Below are 14,376 nucleotides of genomic sequence, written 5' to 3'. Positions count from 1 at the left end.
GGTCACCGCTGCCGTGCGACCTCTGCGTCGATGTTGAAACGGTTGTCGGCGATGCTGCCGCCCTTCGCCAGATCGTTCAGGATCACCGTCGTCTTTTCGCCCACGTCGTCGGTCACGATCCACTGGCGCAGTTCCACCGGGTTTGCGGTGAACACCATCTGGATGTTGCCGTATTCCGGATGCGCCGGGTCCTGCGCCGTGATTGTCGTGGTCGTCCCGTCCGACGTATGGCCCGTCACCATCCGCGCCTGACCCAGATTGACGTTGCGATCCAGAATGATGCTCAGCGGGGTCTTGGACAGGGGATAGCGTTCGACCGGCTGGTTCGACTTGGGATCGAACACGCCGACCTCGCCCGCACCCGCCAGCACAAGGCTGTTGTCGGGGGCGTTGTATTCGAACCGGATACGGCCCGGCCGCTTGATGTACAGCTGCCCCGTGGACAGCGTGCCGTCACCGTTGATCTGCGTAAACCCGCCCTGGGCCGTCTGCATATTGTTGAGGTATGTCGACACCTCGTTCAGGGACAGCTGCTGCGCGCTGGCAGCACTGCCCGCCAGCACCAGTGCGGCGGCCGAAAGGAAAAGGGTGCGTCTGTTCATGGCATTCACCTTGCATTGCGTTACCCCCCAGATAGGGCCGGGGTGTTCGGTCTTCCATGCCGATATGGGCGCTGACATGCGATAACGCCACCGGGTCAGCGCCTAGCCGCCGCCGGGAACAAGCCCGGGGGTTGCCGCATTGTAAGGGCGAAGGGGCGGACCGACCCGCCTCATCTGAAGGAGAATTTACATGCCAGACGTTTTCGTCGCAGGCCTCGACGGCCAGACCCGCAAGAAATTCATCGACATCCTCAATGCCAATCTGGCAGAGGGCATCGCCCTGACGCTCGCCGTCAAGCAGGCGCACTGGAACCTCAAGGGTCAGGGCTTTATCGGCGTGCATGAACTGCTGGACGACGTCGCGGCCCGCCTGCGCGACGGCACCGACCTTTTGGCCGAACGCGCCGTCATCCTGGGTGGCTTCGCCCGCGGCACGCAGGAAGTTGTCGCCGATACCGCCAAGATGGAACCCTACCCGGTCGAGATCAGCAGCATCAACGACCACATCGCGGCGCTGAAAGAGCGTTTCCTGTTCGTCGGCGAAGCGGTCCGCAAGGGCATCGACGCCGCAGGCGAGGCCGGTGACGAAGACACCGCCGACATCCTGACGGAAGTCAGCCGCGCGATCGACAAGGACGCATGGTTCATCGGCGCCAACGCACCGGTCTGACCCATCACACCGGAACGCGCCGCGACCCCGCGGCGCGTTTTTCCCCTCAGCGCTTGCGGCAGGACCGCAGTTGGGTGTCGTACAAAAGCGCGCGCGCCTCGACCTCTCCGGCAATCCGGATCAGCCAGCTCTTGTCGCGCCATGTGCCACGCATGTAACCGCCCCGCCCGTCGTGATAGGCCAGATACTGGTTGCGCACGTCGTACAGCGGCACACCGGTCTCGCGCACCGTGGCGACCATGTACCAACCCATGAAATCCGACGCCGCGTCGATATCCTCGCGCTTGGCCCTCCGGTTGCCAGAGGCCTGCTGGTATTCCTCCCAGGTGCCGTCCAGCGCCTGTGAATACCCCATCGCCGACGACTGCCGGCCGACGGGAATCACCCCCAGCGCATACTGATGCGGCGGGCGGTTGTTCCCGATGAATTTCGATTCCTGATAGATGATCGCCATCATCGCCGGCATCGGGACGCCGTACTTCTTCTCGACCTTCTTGAAGGCGCGCCGGTACTCCGGCCGCTCGCTCAGGATATTGCACGCATTATCAAGGTCGCGCGGGGCGGAATACTCGCGGCTGCCGCAGGAACCCAGCAACGCAAGCAACACCAGTGCGCGAAAGAAACTGCTCATCTGCCTCTCGCTTTTCGTCTTTTATTTTTTTCCACTCTAGCCGGAAATGACCCGTTTGTGAACGGTTAAGGTGAAAGGGTCCGATCACGAAAAGGTCGGAACCCGCCGATCATTGAACCAAAGGTGGATGCACACAGACTGTTTCTGGTTTACAGACCCCTAAAATATGGACTTTTCCGGCAAGAAAGGTCTATTGAACCTGCGGGGGTAAGTGAATCCATGTTCAAGACGCGCGCGAAATATCATCTCGGCCAGGTGGTCAGACACCGCAAACACCCGTTCCGGGGTGTCGTCTTCGATGTGGACGCGATGTTTTCCAACACCGACGCCTGGTACGAAGCGATTCCAGAGGAATCGCGCCCGGCCAAGGATCAGCCCTACTATCACCTGCTGGCCGAGAACGACCAAAGCTTCTACGTGGCCTATGTCTCGGAACAGAACCTCGTGGCCGATTATTCCGGCGAACCGGTCGACCACCCAGACCTGCCGGACCTCTTCGGTCCGTTCGAGGATGGTCACTACCCCCTGCACGTCCAGCTTAACTAGGCGGGTCCGCGACCGCAGGCACCGCCTTCAGATAGGCGGCAATCGCCGCGCGGTCCGTATCGGGCAATTGTGCCGTGTTCTTCACGACTTCGGCCATCGCACCGCCCGCGGTATCGAAATCCGGGGTGAACCCGCTCGACAGATACTCCGCAATTTCGCCCTCTGACCACGACAACCCGCCCGGGGTGATGTTGGGGATGCGTCCCTTGCCGGACGGATTTGGCGCGCCCGACAGCCATGCGCCGCGGTCCAGCCCGCCCAGCGCGTCGCGCGGCGTATGGCATTCGCCGCAATGGCCCAGCGCCTCGGCCAGATAGCGACCCCGCGTGACTTCGGGCGAGGGCGCCTCTGCCAGCACCCAACCGTCCTTCAGATACAGCGCCTTCCACAGGCCCAGTCCCGCGCGGATGTTGAACGGAAAGCCCAGATCATGCGGCTGGCTGGGCGTCGGATCGGCGGGCAGGGTGCGCAGGTGGGCGATCAGATCCACCACATCCTGCAGCTCTGCCTTGTGATAAGCCGTATAGGGAAACGCCGGGTACAGATGTGCGCCATCGGCGCCGACACCCTGCGTGATCGCGTTGGCGATCTGCAGATCAGACCAGCCGCCGATGCCCTGATCTGCGTCCTGACTGATATTGGGCGCATGAAAGGTGCCGAAGGCGCTGACAAACGCCTTGCCACCCGACAGCACATTCGCCGGGCCATCCGCCGCGGCATGGCACGACGCACAGCCTGCCGCCGCATAGATCACGGCACCCTGGCCCGCGTCCGGCGTCAGGTCGATCAGCGCATCGTCAGCCAGCGGCTGGGGCCGTGTCGCCACAGCCCCGCCGATCAGCACCACGATACCCGCCAGCGCCAGCCCGCTTAGCGCGCGCCGCATCCTATTTGTCAGAGACGCGGTAATCTTCGTGGCAAGAGCCGCAGGCCTTGCCCACATCGCCAAAGGCCGCCTTCAGGCTGTCCAGATCGGTCCCGGCGACCTCGGCCAGTGCAGCCGTCGCCGTGGCCAGCGTCTGCTCGTGCTCTTCGAAATCGGCCATGTTCGACCAGATTTCGGCCTTGGCCTTGGTGCCTTCGATCGTGCCCGCATCGGTGCCCTCGACCCAATATCCGGTCTGGTCGATGCTCGCGAGTGCTGCGAGGTTCGTGGCCGCCCGTCCGGCGGCTTCGGCGTCATAGGGCATCTTGTCCTGCGCCATGCCGCCCAGCGTGGCGATGTTGAAGGAATAGAGCGTCATGTGCGACTGCCGCGCCTTCACGGCCTTCTCGGCGGCCGGGTCCATGTGGCTGGCCGCAAAGGCCGCCGTTGCCATCAGGGCCGTGCCCGCCAGAACCGTGCCGAAACGCTTGAAAAGTGCCATGTTCGCCTCCTGTAAGATTCCTGTCCACGGACAGGCTACAGGACGTTTTTCAGAATCCATCGGACCAAGGTCGCGCCATCACGCAAAAGTGCGCGCGGCGCGACCGTCGCCTTAGTAGCCCAGCGCGCAGCCGTCCTTGCGCGGATCGGACCCGCCCTGCAGCACGCCGTCGTCGCGCATCAGGATCGCCTGCGCGCCGCCGATTGCCGTGTCCGGCGTCACGACCTCGTGCCCCATGTCGGTCAATTCCGCCCGCACCGTGTCGGCATAGCCGCGCTCCAGCTTGACATGCCCCATCTCGGCAAAGCTGCGCGGCCCGTCGATCGCCGCCTGCGGGTCCAGCCCGAAGTCGGTGACGTTCGACACGAATCGCGCGTGACCGGTGGACTGATACGCCCCGCCCATGACGCCGAACGGCATGATCGTCTTGCCGCCCTTCTGCAACATGCCCGGAATGATCGTGTGCATCGGCCGCTTGCCGGGGCCGCCTTCGTTGGCATGCCCTTCGGTCAGGCTGAAGCCCGCGCCGCGGTTCTGGAACAGGATCCCGAACTTGTCAGACGCGATCCCCGACCCGAAGCCGTGAAAGATCGAATAGATCAGCGACACGGCCATCCGGTCGCGGTCGACGACGGTGATATAGATCGTCTCCTTGTGCACCGCCTCGGCGCCCGGCAGATGACCGGGCAAAGCCTTGGCCGGGTCGATCAGCGCGGCAAGCGCCTTGGCCGTGTCCATCGACAGCATGTGATCCAGCCGCGTCATGTGGTCCGGGTCCGACAGGAACCGGTTGCGCGCGTCATAGGCCAGCTTCGTCGCCTCCGCCTCGATATGCACGCGCTGCGCCCCCCAGGGGTCCATGCTGGCAATATCGAACTGCGACAGGATGTTCAGGATCAGGATCGCCGTCGCGCCCTGACCGTTTGGCGGATGCTCGTACAGATCCAGCCCGCCGTAGCCGCCCTGCACCGGATCGCCCCATGTGCTTTGCGTCTGCGCGAAATCGTCCAGCGTATGCACGCCGCCCATCGCGTTCAGCGACGCGACCATATCCTCGGCCACTTCGCCCTCATAGAACCCGGCGCGGCCTTCGGTGGCGATGCGGGTCAGCACCTCGGCCTGATCGGGTGCGCGGAACATTTGCCCGGGCTGCGGCACGCGGCCGTTCAGCATGAACCGGTCGCGCGCCGCCCCCTGCAGCACGCCTTCGTCCATCGCCCAGTCAAACGCCACGCGCGGGCTGACCGGCACACCGGCGCGGGCATAGTGAATGGCGGGCGCCAGCGACGCCTTCAGCCCCAGCTTGCCCCAGTCCTTGGACAGCGTGCAGAACGCGTCGATCGCCCCCGGCACGGTCACGGCAGCGGGATCGCTGACCGGCACGACGGTGTGCCCTTTCGCCCGCAGATCGGCGGCGGAATAGGCGGCAGGCGCGCGGCCCGATCCGTTCAGCGCGTGAATCCTGTCCGACCCCGGCGGCGTCATCAGGACAAAGCAGTCGCCCCCGATCCCCGTCATCTGCGGCTCGCAGATGCCCAGCAGCACGGCGCCGGCAATGGCGGCGTCGACGGCGTTGCCGCCCGCCTCCAGTATCTGGATCGCGACCTTGGCGGCCAGCGGGTGCGACGTGGCGCACATGCCGTTTTCGGCAAATGTGGCCGACCGGCCCGGTATCTGAAAATCGCGCATCAACCCTCTCCCTGTTGTCCGGACGCAACGTCCGTCATTCATCCGGGAAAGACAATCACACATTTGGGAAAAGCCGGGGTCCGGCACCGCGCTACTGGGTGGGGGCTTCGAAAGCGCGGTGCCGATGAAGCTTTTGCAGCTACCCCACATTGATGCCTCACAAAAATGGCGGCAAGTGGGCGGGCCGCCGCTGCTTTCGGGGCTTTTTCGGGCGCGAATAAGGCGCTAGGTCATGACCTATGAAACATGTCGATTATCCCCTGCTGACGCAGACCGTCGCCGCCCTGACCGAAGGCGAAACCGATGCCGTGGCCCTGATGGCGACCCTCGCGTGCGAGGTGCATCACGCCGACGACCGCTTCGACTGGACCGGCTTCTACCGCGTCACCGCGCCAGAGCTGTTGAAGATCGGCCCCTACCAGGGCGGTCACGGCTGCCTTGTCATCCCGTTCAGCCGGGGTGTCTGCGGCGCTGCCGCCCGCACCGGTCAGGTCCAGCTCGTGCCGGACGTCGATGCCTTTCCGGGCCACATCGCCTGCGCTTCGTCCACCCGGTCGGAAATCGTGCTGCCGGTCTTTGACGGACAGGGCGCCCTGCTGGGCGTCTTCGATATCGACAGCAACCAGCCCGACGCCTTCACGTCAGCCGATGCGGACGCCCTGACAGCGATTCTGGCGGCGACCTTCTCTCGGGCGCGCTAGTGGATTTCCACGCCTGGACCGTCTTCGCGCTGTTCTGGATCGTCTTCGTCACCACGCCGGGGCCGAACGCGGTGAACTGCATCACGACGGGCATGGCGCTGGGGTTCTGGCGCGCGCTGCCGGGGGTGGCGGGCATCCTGACGCAGGCCTGCCTGTTCCTGACCCTGTCGGCGCTGGGCGTGACGGCGCTGCTGACGGCCTCGGCCGCGGCCTTTACGGTGGCCAAGCTGGTCGGCGCCGCCTTCCTCATCTGGACCGGCATCCGCGGCTGGATGCGCGCGGGCACGCCCGTGGCAGAGGATACGCGCGCCGCAGGCTCCGTCTATCTGCGCGGTTTCCTGATCGCCACGATCAACCCGAAATCCGTGGCGGGCTACCTTGCGGCCTTCACGCAATTCGTGCAGCCCGACGTGCCGATCCTGGCGCAGATGGGGGTGATCGTGCCGACTGCCCTGACCCTGACCGCCGTCAGCTATACCACCTATACAGCTCTCGGTGCCGGTCTGGGCCGTGCGGCGCTGGGGGCCGTGTTCAACGTCTGGTTCCGCCGCCTGCTGGCCCTGTGCTTCATCCTCTATGGCGTGCTACTGGGGACAGCCCACACACCGGGCCGCGGCTGACGCTTTGAAAGGGACGATCCATTGACCGATATCACGCTTCTGGACGGCGGCCTCGGGCAGGAACTGGTGCACCGCGCCGGTGACACGCCGACAAACCTGTGGTCGACACAGGTGATGATCGACCATCCCGGCCTCGTGCAACAGGTCCACGCCGACTACTTCGCCGCCGGCGCGACCGTCGCCACGACCAACACCTACGCCATCCACCGCGACCGCCTGACCGGCGAGAATGAAAGCCGCTTTGCCGACCTCCACGCGCTGGCCCTGGCCGAGGCGACTGCCGCCCGCACGGCCCACGGCACCGGCCGGATCGCCGGCAGCATCGGCCCGCTGATCGGAAGCTACCGTCCGGATGTCCACCCGCCCCACGCCAGGGCCGCGCCGCTCTACGCCGAGGTTGCCACGTTGCTTGCATCCGCCTGTGATCTGCTGATCTGCGAAACCGTGGCCTCGCTGGCCCACGCCCGCGCGGTGCTGGATGGCGCCAAACAGACTGGCCTGCCGGTCTGGCTGTCGATCACCGTCGACGACCGCGACGGCCGCCGCCTGCGGTCCGGCGAACCCGTGGGTGGCATCCTGCCCATCGCGCACGAAGGCGCCGCCGCCGTGCTGGTCAACTGCTCTGCACCAGAGGCGATCCACGCCACGCTCGCCATCCTATCCCGCGGCACACTGCCCTGCGGCGCCTACGCCAACGGGTTCGAGCGGATCACGGCAGACTTCCTCGCAGACAAGCCGACCGTCTCCTCCCTGACCGCCCGCGACCTGTCGCCCGCGTCCTACGCCACCCACGCGATGCGCTGGATCGACGCCGGCGCCACCATCGTCGGCGGCTGCTGCGAGGTCGGCCCGGCCCATATCGCGGCACTGGCACAGGCGATCACCGCCGCAGGTCATCGCATCGTCTGACGCACCCTTTCTCGGTCCGGTCAGTCGCGATTAAAATGCGGCGATCCGGGTCCCGCGACTCGGCTTGAGGAGAAGGACCCGATGCCGTCGATCTATGACCACGTCACCTTGGGTGTCTCCGACCTCAAGGCAGCGCGCCGGTTCTACGATGCCGTCATGGCGCCCCTCGGCCTGCCCCTGCTCTGGGAAAATCCGACGATGCTGACCTATGGCGCCGGGGACGAGGATTTCGGCCTGCAACTGGACACCGGGCAGGCCCGCCACGGCACCCATGTCGCGTTCCGTGCGCCCGACCGGGCCAGCGTCGACCGGTTTCATGCCAGCGCCCTGAACGCCGGCGGCACCGACGACGGCGCGCCCGGCCTTCGCCCGGCGTATGCCGCCACCTATTACGCCGCCTTCGTCCGTGACCCCGATGGCAACCGGATCGAGGCGGTCTGTCACGAGGCAAAGGCAGACGCCTGACGCTGCGCGCACCAACAGACCCCACCCCGGTCCCACTCACCGCCAGCCCCCCAAACGCAAAACGCCCCGCCAGATGGCAGGGCGTCTGTCGCAAAGCTGCGAAGGATCAGTTGTTCGCAGGGGCCGCCGTGTCGCCGTCCGCCGGCGTATTCGCGTCGGTCACGGTCACGTCGACCTCGACCTGCGGCCCAAGCGCGTGCAGGCCCTTGAGGATATCGATGGCATAGGCCAGCTGGTAATCCTCGTCCCGCAGCTTGGCCGCATCCTCGGCCCGCGCCCGGTCGTCCTCGATCTGCTTGATCTCGTCTGCGGTCAGGCTGTCATTGGACAGGGTACCGCGCAGATCGGCCTCAGACCGCATCTTGTTGGCCGATGTATCCTCTTCCTCTGTCGCATCGGCGGGCAGGGGGGCAGGTTGTTCGACAATGATATCAGGAGAGATGCCAAGGTTCTGGATCGACCGGCCCGACGGCGTGTAATAGCGCGCCGTCGTCAGGCGCATCGCGCCGTTGCCCTGCAGCGGCACGACGGTCTGCACCGACCCCTTGCCGAAGGATTTGGTGCCGACCACGATGGCCCGGCGATGATCCTGCAACGCACCCGCCACGATTTCAGAGGCAGAGGCCGACCCGCCGTTGATCAGCACGACCATCGGCAGACCCTGCGCAAGATCGCCCGCGGTTGCATTGTAACGGTCGCTTTCGGCAGAGTTGCGGCCCCGGGTCGACACGATCTCGCCGCCCTCAAGGAAGGCATCCGACACGAAGACCGCCTGATTCAGCAGACCGCCCGGATTGTTGCGCAGATCCAGCACGATCCCGTCGACGTTCGCGACGCCACCGGCCTCGTCGATCTGCTTTTTCAGACCCTCTTCAAGGTTCGGGAATGTCTGCGCGTTGAACGTGGTCACACGCAGCACCACGGCCTTGCCTTCGGTGCGCGCCCGCACGGCGGTCAGCTTGATCGTGTCGCGCACGATGGACACGTCAAAAGGCTCCGGCTTGTCGCCGCGCACCACGGTCACCACGACCTCTGACCCGACCGGCCCGCGCAGCAACTTCAGCGCCTCGTCCAGCGTCAGACCCAGCACGTTCTCGCCATCGACGGCCGTGATATAGTCGCCGGCCATCATCCCGGCCGCAGCCGCGGGCGTGCCGTCGATGGGCGACACGACCTTGACCCAGCCTTCTTCCTGCGTGACCTCCAGCCCCAGACCGCCGAATTCGCCCTTGGTCTGGACCTGCATGTCCTTGGCGTCGTCTTCCGACAGATAGGACGAATGCGGATCCAGCGATGTCAGCATCCCGTTGATCGCAGCCTCGATCAGCTTCTTGTCATCGACGTCCTCGACATAGCCTTGCCGGATCCGCTCGAAGATATCGCCGAACAGGTCAAGCTGCTCGTAAACGCTCGACTCGCTGCTGGCGGTCTGCGCCAGCAGCGGGCCCGCGAATTGGGTGGTGGCCACAAGGCCCAGCACGGTGCCGCCGGCGGCTGCCATCAGAATTTTCTTCATGCGTGTTCCTATCTAGTCCAGCGCAAACCAGGTGCCTGGGTTGACGGGACTTTGCCCGTCTCTGACTTCAAGATAAAGGGTCTGTGTTGCCGCAACAGCCGATCCGGGCGCCGGATCGGTCAAAATCGCGTCAACGTCGGGCGAATCCCCGCCCAGCAGCCCCAGCGGCGCACCCGCGGGCAGGACTTGTCCCGCCTCGCCGTAAACCTCTGCCAGCCCGCCGATCACGAACAGCACGTCCTGCGCCGGTTCCAGAATGACCACGTTGCCGTAATCCAGCAGCGGCCCGCGGAACAGCAGCGTCGCCGCGACCGGCGTCGTCACCAGTGCCCGGGGCCGGGCGGCAATCACGACACCGGGCCGCGCGATCCCTGCCGCATCGGGTGCGTTGAAGGCGCGCAGCACGGTCCCGCGCACCGGCAGCGGCAGATCGCCCTGCGGCGCCAGCTCTGGCGCGGCCACATCGACGCTGCCCGACAGCGCATCGGCAAAGGCCGCCAGCGTGTCGGTGCTGGCCAGCAGCAACGCCGTCTGCACCGAATCCTCGGTATAGCGCTGCGGCAGGTCGGTGCGGTCCGACACCGCCGCCGACAGGGCCGCCCGCGCCTGCTGCGCCCCCTGCAATCCGTCGCGCAGCGTATCCGCGGCAGTCTCCTGCAAGGACTGCAGCAGGGCCAGTTCCTGTAACTGCGCGCGCAGGGCGTCCGCCTGCGTCTGCAACGCGGGCGTCACATCCGCCACCAGCAGCCCCGACCGCACGGTCCCCAGCGGCCCCGCCGGGTTCAGCAGCAACAGCGGCGCTGGTGCCTTGCCGATGGACGCAAGCACGCCCAGCAACTGCGACACCTCCGCCTGCCGCGCATCCAGTTGCACCTGCAGCGTATCCTGCCGGATCGCCACCCGGCGCAACCCGTCGCGCAGGGCGACCAAGCCATCCTCATAGGCGCGCACCGTCTCGGTCAGGGCGGCCACCCGGTCCCGCGACCCTGCCGCCGCCTCCAGCTGCCCCTTGGCGGCGCGCAGCCGTTCTGCCGCCTGCGTCGCCGCATCGCCGGGCGACTGCGCCGCCAGCGGCCCGGCGATACACAGCGCCAACAGGATCGCGACAAGGCGCATCAGTCGATCAGGCTCCGGCCCGTCATCTCGGCGGGCTGCGGCAGGCCCATCAGCTGCAACAGCGTCGGCGCCAGATCCGCCAGCCGCCCGTCGTGCACGCGCGCCCCTTCCGGCCCACCGAACAGGATCACCGGCACGAGGTTCGTGGTATGCGACGTATGCGGCCCCCCGGTTTCGGGATCGACCATCGTCTCGCAGTTGCCGTGGTCCGCACAGACCACCATCGCGCCACCGGCCTTTTCCAGCGCCGCCAGCACCCGCCCAAGGCCCCGGTCCACCGCCTCGCAGGCCTTCATCGCGGCCTCCAGATCGCCGGTATGCCCCACCATGTCCGGATTGGCATAATTCGTCACGATCAGGTCGTAGCCCTTCTCGATCGCCGCTACGAAATCGTCGGTGACTTCGACCGAGGACATCTCGGGCTGCAGATCATAGGTCGCGACCTTCGGCGACTTCGGCATCTCGCGGTCTTCGCCTTCCTCTGGCGCTTCCTTGCCGCCGTTCAGAAAGAAGGTGACATGCGGATACTTCTCCGTCTCCGCCAGCCGGAACTGGGTCTTGCCATGATGCGCGACCCATTCCCCCAGCGTGTTCCGGATGTCTCGCTTGGGAAACACCGCATCATACCACGCGACGTGCCGGTCGGAATATTCGACCATCCCCAACCGCACCGCCAGATCCGGCATCTCTCGCGCAAAGCCGTCAAAGTCGGGATTGCCGATCGCCTCCAGAATCTCCCGCGCCCGGTCGGACCGGAAGTTCAGACAAAAGAGCCCGTCCGCAGGCCGCATCCCGTCGTAATCGCCGATCACCGTGGCCGGGATGAACTCGTCGGTCTTGCCATCATCGTGCGCCGCACGGATCGCCGCCTGCGGCGTCTCCGCCCGCGTACCCTTGCCGTTGACCATAGCATCAAAGGCGGTCTCGACCCGCTCCCACCGGTTGTCGCGATCCATCGCGTAATAGCGCCCGGTGACGGTCACGACCGCAACCCCCTCGGGCAGCTTCGCCAGCATGTCGTCCATGAACGTAGGCGCAGAGCTTGGCGCCACATCCCGCCCGTCGGTGATCGCATGAATGACGACGGCAATGCCCTCTGCGGCCAGCAGCCGCGCGGTCTCCACCAGATGCGCCACATGGCCGTGAACGCCGCCGTCGGACACGACCCCCATCAGATGCGCCCGCCCGCCGGTGTCCTTCAACCGCGCCGCGAACCGCTGGATCGCCGCCTGCTCGGGATAGCTGCCATCCTCGATCGCCAGATCGATCTGCCCTAGATCCATCGCCACCACCCGGCCCGCGCCGATATTGGTATGCCCGACCTCTGAATTGCCCATCTGTCCCTTGGGCAGCCCCACGTCGGGACCAAAGGTCACCAGCGTCGCATGCGGACACTCCGCCATCAGCCGGTCAAAATTGGGCGTGTCCGCCAAGACGGGCGCATTCGCCTCGCGGCTGTCGCGCAATCCCCACCCGTCAAGGATGCACAGCACGACGGGTTTCGGCACGGGCTGGGTCAGCGGCATGGCAACTCTCCTGAAATTTCGCGTACCCTAACGCAACGGCCGATCATGTAAAACGACCGCGTCCTCGCTTTTTCCCCAAATACTCCCGCCGGAGGCATCCTGTCCCAAGGGGACAGGATCTGCCCCAAACCGCGGTCACGCGCTACAGATCGAATGTCGCAAACACCGGCGCATGGTCGCTCGGCTGCTCCCACCCGCGCACGTGGCGCAGGATGCGGCTGCCGTGGGCGGCGCCGGCGATGTCGGGGGTGGCCCAGATGTGATCCAGCCGCCGGCCCTTGTCGGCGGCATCCCAGTCCGGCGACCGGTAGGACCACCAACTGTACAGGTTGCCCTGCGGAATGTCCTGACGCGTCACGTCCACCCAGTTGCCCGCATCCTGCGCCTGCGCCAGATGCTCGACCTCGACGGGCGTGTGGCTGACCACGCGCAACAGCTTCTTGTGATCCCAGACGTCATCCTCGCGCGGCGCGATGTTCAGGTCGCCCACCATGATCGCCCGTTCGGGACGATCCGCGTGAAAGGCGTCGCGCATCTCGGTCAGGTAATCCAGCTTCTGGCCGAACTTGTCGTTGATCGCGCGGTCCGGCTTGTCGCCCCCCGCGGGGACATAGAAGTTGTGGATCGTGACACCATTCTCCAGCCGCCCGGCGATATGCCGCGCGTGACCCAGGCTCGCGTAATCCGCCGCCCCCGTCTCGACGATCGGCAGCTTGGACAGGATCGCGACCCCGTTATAGCCCTTCTGCCCGCGCCCGATCATATGGACGTAGCCAAGCGCCTGAAACTGCTCCAGCGGGATCTTGTCCAGCGGGCTCTTGCATTCCTGCAGGCACAGCACGTCCGGGGCCTCGTCCCGCAGCAGCGTCACCACAAGGTTTTCGCGCAGCCGGACAGAGTTGATGTTCCATGTCGCAAGGGTAAAGGTCATGGTCAGTCCTTACAGCAGCGCGGCGCTGGGCGTGATATGGCCGCACAGCGTGCCGCGCCAGTTGCGGATCTCGGGTTCCATCCGCGCGCGCGCGGCGGGGTGCGCGGCATCCAGCACCCCCAGTTTCACGAGGATCGCCGCAATCGCGGATTCCGACGCCCGCGTCGCCCCGTCCGCTATCTTCAGCGCCACACCCAGCCGCTTTTCGGGGATGATCGCGACAAAGACACCCTCCGCCCCGGTCTTGATCGACACCCGACCGTCCATGGCGCGCATCAAGTCGGTGCAGGCGCGGGTCTCTCCGGCCACCAGTTCAGGAAACGTCGCCATCGCATCGCGCAGACGCACGGCGGCCTTCGACCGCGCATCGCTGCGGTCATGGGCAGTGGCAAAAAAGCTCATCGCGCGGGCCAGACCATGAACGGACGTGGCAAAGTTCGGCGCCGAACACCCGTCGATCCCGTACCCGGGGGACGTCTCGCCCGTCACCTCCTCGAACGCGGCCTTGCAGGCCTGCTGCACCGGATGATCGAGCAACTCGTAATCCGCACCGCCACCCAGATGCTTGTTCAGCGTCAGGAATCCCGCGTGCTTTCCGGAACAGTTGTTGTGGATCTGGCAAGGCGCCGCATGGGCGCGGATGATCTCGTTGCGGGCGGGGATGTCGTTCGGCCACTGCGGCCCGCACCGGAAATCCCCGTCCGCCAGACCCAGCTGGTCCAGCCAGACCTGCACCCGGTCCGTATGGATATGCGCGCCCTGATGCGACGCACAGGACAGCGCCAGCTGCTCGACCCCCAACCCATGCGCATCCGCCGCACCGCTTTCGATCAGCGGCAGCGCCTGGATCATCTTGCACGACGACCGGGGATAGATCGTGGCCGTGGCATCGCCCCAGCTGTGAACGATCTCTCCATCCGCGCCGCAGACGACGGCATGACCCTGATGGCGGGATTCCAGAATGTCGCCGCGCCAGACGTCGACCAGATCTACGGATGCGTTCATCGGCATGTTCCTTCTTGTCACACCCGCCCCACGGGTTTGTGCATGGATCGGGGCTTTGCAGTTTGGGCGATTTTTTGCTAGG

Annotated in this window: 16 protein-coding genes; 6 read left to right on the top strand and 10 right to left on the bottom strand. The window is 65.9% G+C overall.

The genetic code is table 11. The annotated features are described in order from the left end of the window. Positions 1 to 2: 2 nt before the first annotated feature. Entirely contained in the window at positions 3 to 602 is a 600-nt protein-coding gene (locus tag GLR48_RS04190; protein ID WP_237058956.1) for a LolA family protein, read from the bottom strand. A gap of 190 nt (positions 603 to 792) precedes the next feature. Between GLR48_RS04190 and dps the strand changes: the two genes are divergently transcribed. Continuing rightward, entirely contained in the window at positions 793 to 1,272 is a 480-nt protein-coding gene (gene dps, locus GLR48_RS04185) for a DNA starvation/stationary phase protection protein Dps (protein ID WP_237058955.1), read from the top strand. 46 nt (positions 1,273 to 1,318) lie between these two features. Here the strand turns inward: dps and GLR48_RS04180 are convergent, their stop codons facing one another. Continuing rightward, positions 1,319 to 1,903, bottom strand: coding sequence for a transglycosylase SLT domain-containing protein (locus GLR48_RS04180; RefSeq protein WP_237058954.1), 585 nt, complete (start codon positions 1,901 to 1,903; stop codon positions 1,319 to 1,321). 219 nt (positions 1,904 to 2,122) lie between these two features. Between GLR48_RS04180 and hspQ the strand changes: the two genes are divergently transcribed. Next, positions 2,123 to 2,449, top strand: coding sequence for a heat shock protein HspQ (gene hspQ, locus GLR48_RS04175; RefSeq protein ID WP_237058952.1), 327 nt, complete (start codon positions 2,123 to 2,125; stop codon positions 2,447 to 2,449). Here the strand turns inward: hspQ and GLR48_RS04170 are convergent. The 3 genes from GLR48_RS04170 to GLR48_RS04160 form a co-directional block, all read right to left on the bottom strand. Beyond that, positions 2,442 to 3,335, bottom strand: a complete 894-nt coding sequence (locus tag GLR48_RS04170; RefSeq protein ID WP_237058951.1) for a cytochrome c — start codon at positions 3,333 to 3,335, stop codon at positions 2,442 to 2,444. The two genes, hspQ and GLR48_RS04170, sit on opposite strands and share 8 nt — an antisense overlap. Position 3,336: 1 nt before the next feature. Further along, complete coding sequence (locus GLR48_RS04165) at positions 3,337 to 3,816, bottom strand: c-type cytochrome (RefSeq protein WP_237058949.1); 480 nt, start codon at positions 3,814 to 3,816, stop codon at positions 3,337 to 3,339. A 111-nt stretch (positions 3,817 to 3,927) separates the two neighbouring features. Then, positions 3,928 to 5,505 carry a gamma-glutamyltransferase family protein gene (locus tag GLR48_RS04160; protein ID WP_237058947.1) on the bottom strand — a complete coding sequence of 526 codons (1,578 nt, stop codon included), beginning with the start codon at positions 5,503 to 5,505 and terminating at the stop codon, positions 3,928 to 3,930. Positions 5,506 to 5,744: 239 nt separating this feature from the next. Here GLR48_RS04160 and GLR48_RS04155 point away from each other — a divergent pair, with 239 nt between their 5' ends. From GLR48_RS04155 to GLR48_RS04140, 4 genes are all read left to right on the top strand, one after another. Continuing rightward, positions 5,745 to 6,206: a GAF domain-containing protein gene (locus GLR48_RS04155; RefSeq protein ID WP_237058945.1), complete on the top strand. Its 462-nt coding sequence runs from the start codon at positions 5,745 to 5,747 to the stop codon at positions 6,204 to 6,206. Then, a complete protein-coding gene (locus GLR48_RS04150) occupies positions 6,206 to 6,826 on the top strand; it encodes a LysE family translocator (protein WP_237058943.1) in 621 nt (206 codons plus the stop codon). The genes GLR48_RS04155 and GLR48_RS04150 overlap by 1 nt, the downstream gene beginning before the upstream one ends. 21 nt (positions 6,827 to 6,847) lie before the next feature. After that, positions 6,848 to 7,735, top strand: a complete 888-nt coding sequence (locus GLR48_RS04145; RefSeq protein ID WP_237058941.1) for a homocysteine S-methyltransferase family protein — start codon at positions 6,848 to 6,850, stop codon at positions 7,733 to 7,735. A gap of 81 nt (positions 7,736 to 7,816) precedes the next feature. Beyond that, complete coding sequence (locus GLR48_RS04140; RefSeq protein ID WP_272911367.1) at positions 7,817 to 8,200, top strand: VOC family protein; 384 nt, start codon at positions 7,817 to 7,819, stop codon at positions 8,198 to 8,200. Between the two features lie 106 nt (positions 8,201 to 8,306). Here the strand turns inward: GLR48_RS04140 and GLR48_RS04135 are convergent, their stop codons facing one another. The 5 genes from GLR48_RS04135 to GLR48_RS04115 all read right to left on the bottom strand — a co-directional run bounded on the left by GLR48_RS04135 (position 8,307) and on the right by GLR48_RS04115 (position 14,294). Continuing rightward, entirely contained in the window at positions 8,307 to 9,716 is a 1,410-nt protein-coding gene (locus GLR48_RS04135; RefSeq protein ID WP_237058939.1) for a S41 family peptidase, read from the bottom strand. Positions 9,717 to 9,728: 12 nt separating this feature from the next. Beyond that, on the bottom strand, positions 9,729 to 10,832 hold the full coding sequence (locus GLR48_RS04130) for a murein hydrolase activator EnvC family protein (protein WP_237058937.1): 1,104 nt from the start codon (positions 10,830 to 10,832) through the stop codon (positions 9,729 to 9,731). After that, entirely contained in the window at positions 10,832 to 12,358 is a 1,527-nt protein-coding gene (gpmI, locus tag GLR48_RS04125; protein ID WP_237058935.1) for a 2,3-bisphosphoglycerate-independent phosphoglycerate mutase, read from the bottom strand. The genes GLR48_RS04130 and gpmI overlap by 1 nt, the downstream gene beginning before the upstream one ends. Before the next feature lie 142 nt (positions 12,359 to 12,500). After that, positions 12,501 to 13,289, bottom strand: a complete 789-nt coding sequence (locus GLR48_RS04120; RefSeq protein WP_237058933.1) for an exodeoxyribonuclease III — start codon at positions 13,287 to 13,289, stop codon at positions 12,501 to 12,503. Positions 13,290 to 13,298: 9 nt separating this feature from the next. Continuing rightward, positions 13,299 to 14,294: an asparaginase gene (locus GLR48_RS04115; protein ID WP_237058931.1), complete on the bottom strand. Its 996-nt coding sequence runs from the start codon at positions 14,292 to 14,294 to the stop codon at positions 13,299 to 13,301. Positions 14,295 to 14,376: the final 82 nt, after the last annotated feature.

This window comes from Loktanella sp. M215 (genome assembly GCF_021735925.1).
Lineage (GTDB): Bacteria > Pseudomonadota > Alphaproteobacteria > Rhodobacterales > Rhodobacteraceae > Loktanella.
The sequence above is the reverse complement of the archived record's forward strand: the minus strand, read 5'-3'. Positions and strand labels throughout refer to the sequence as shown.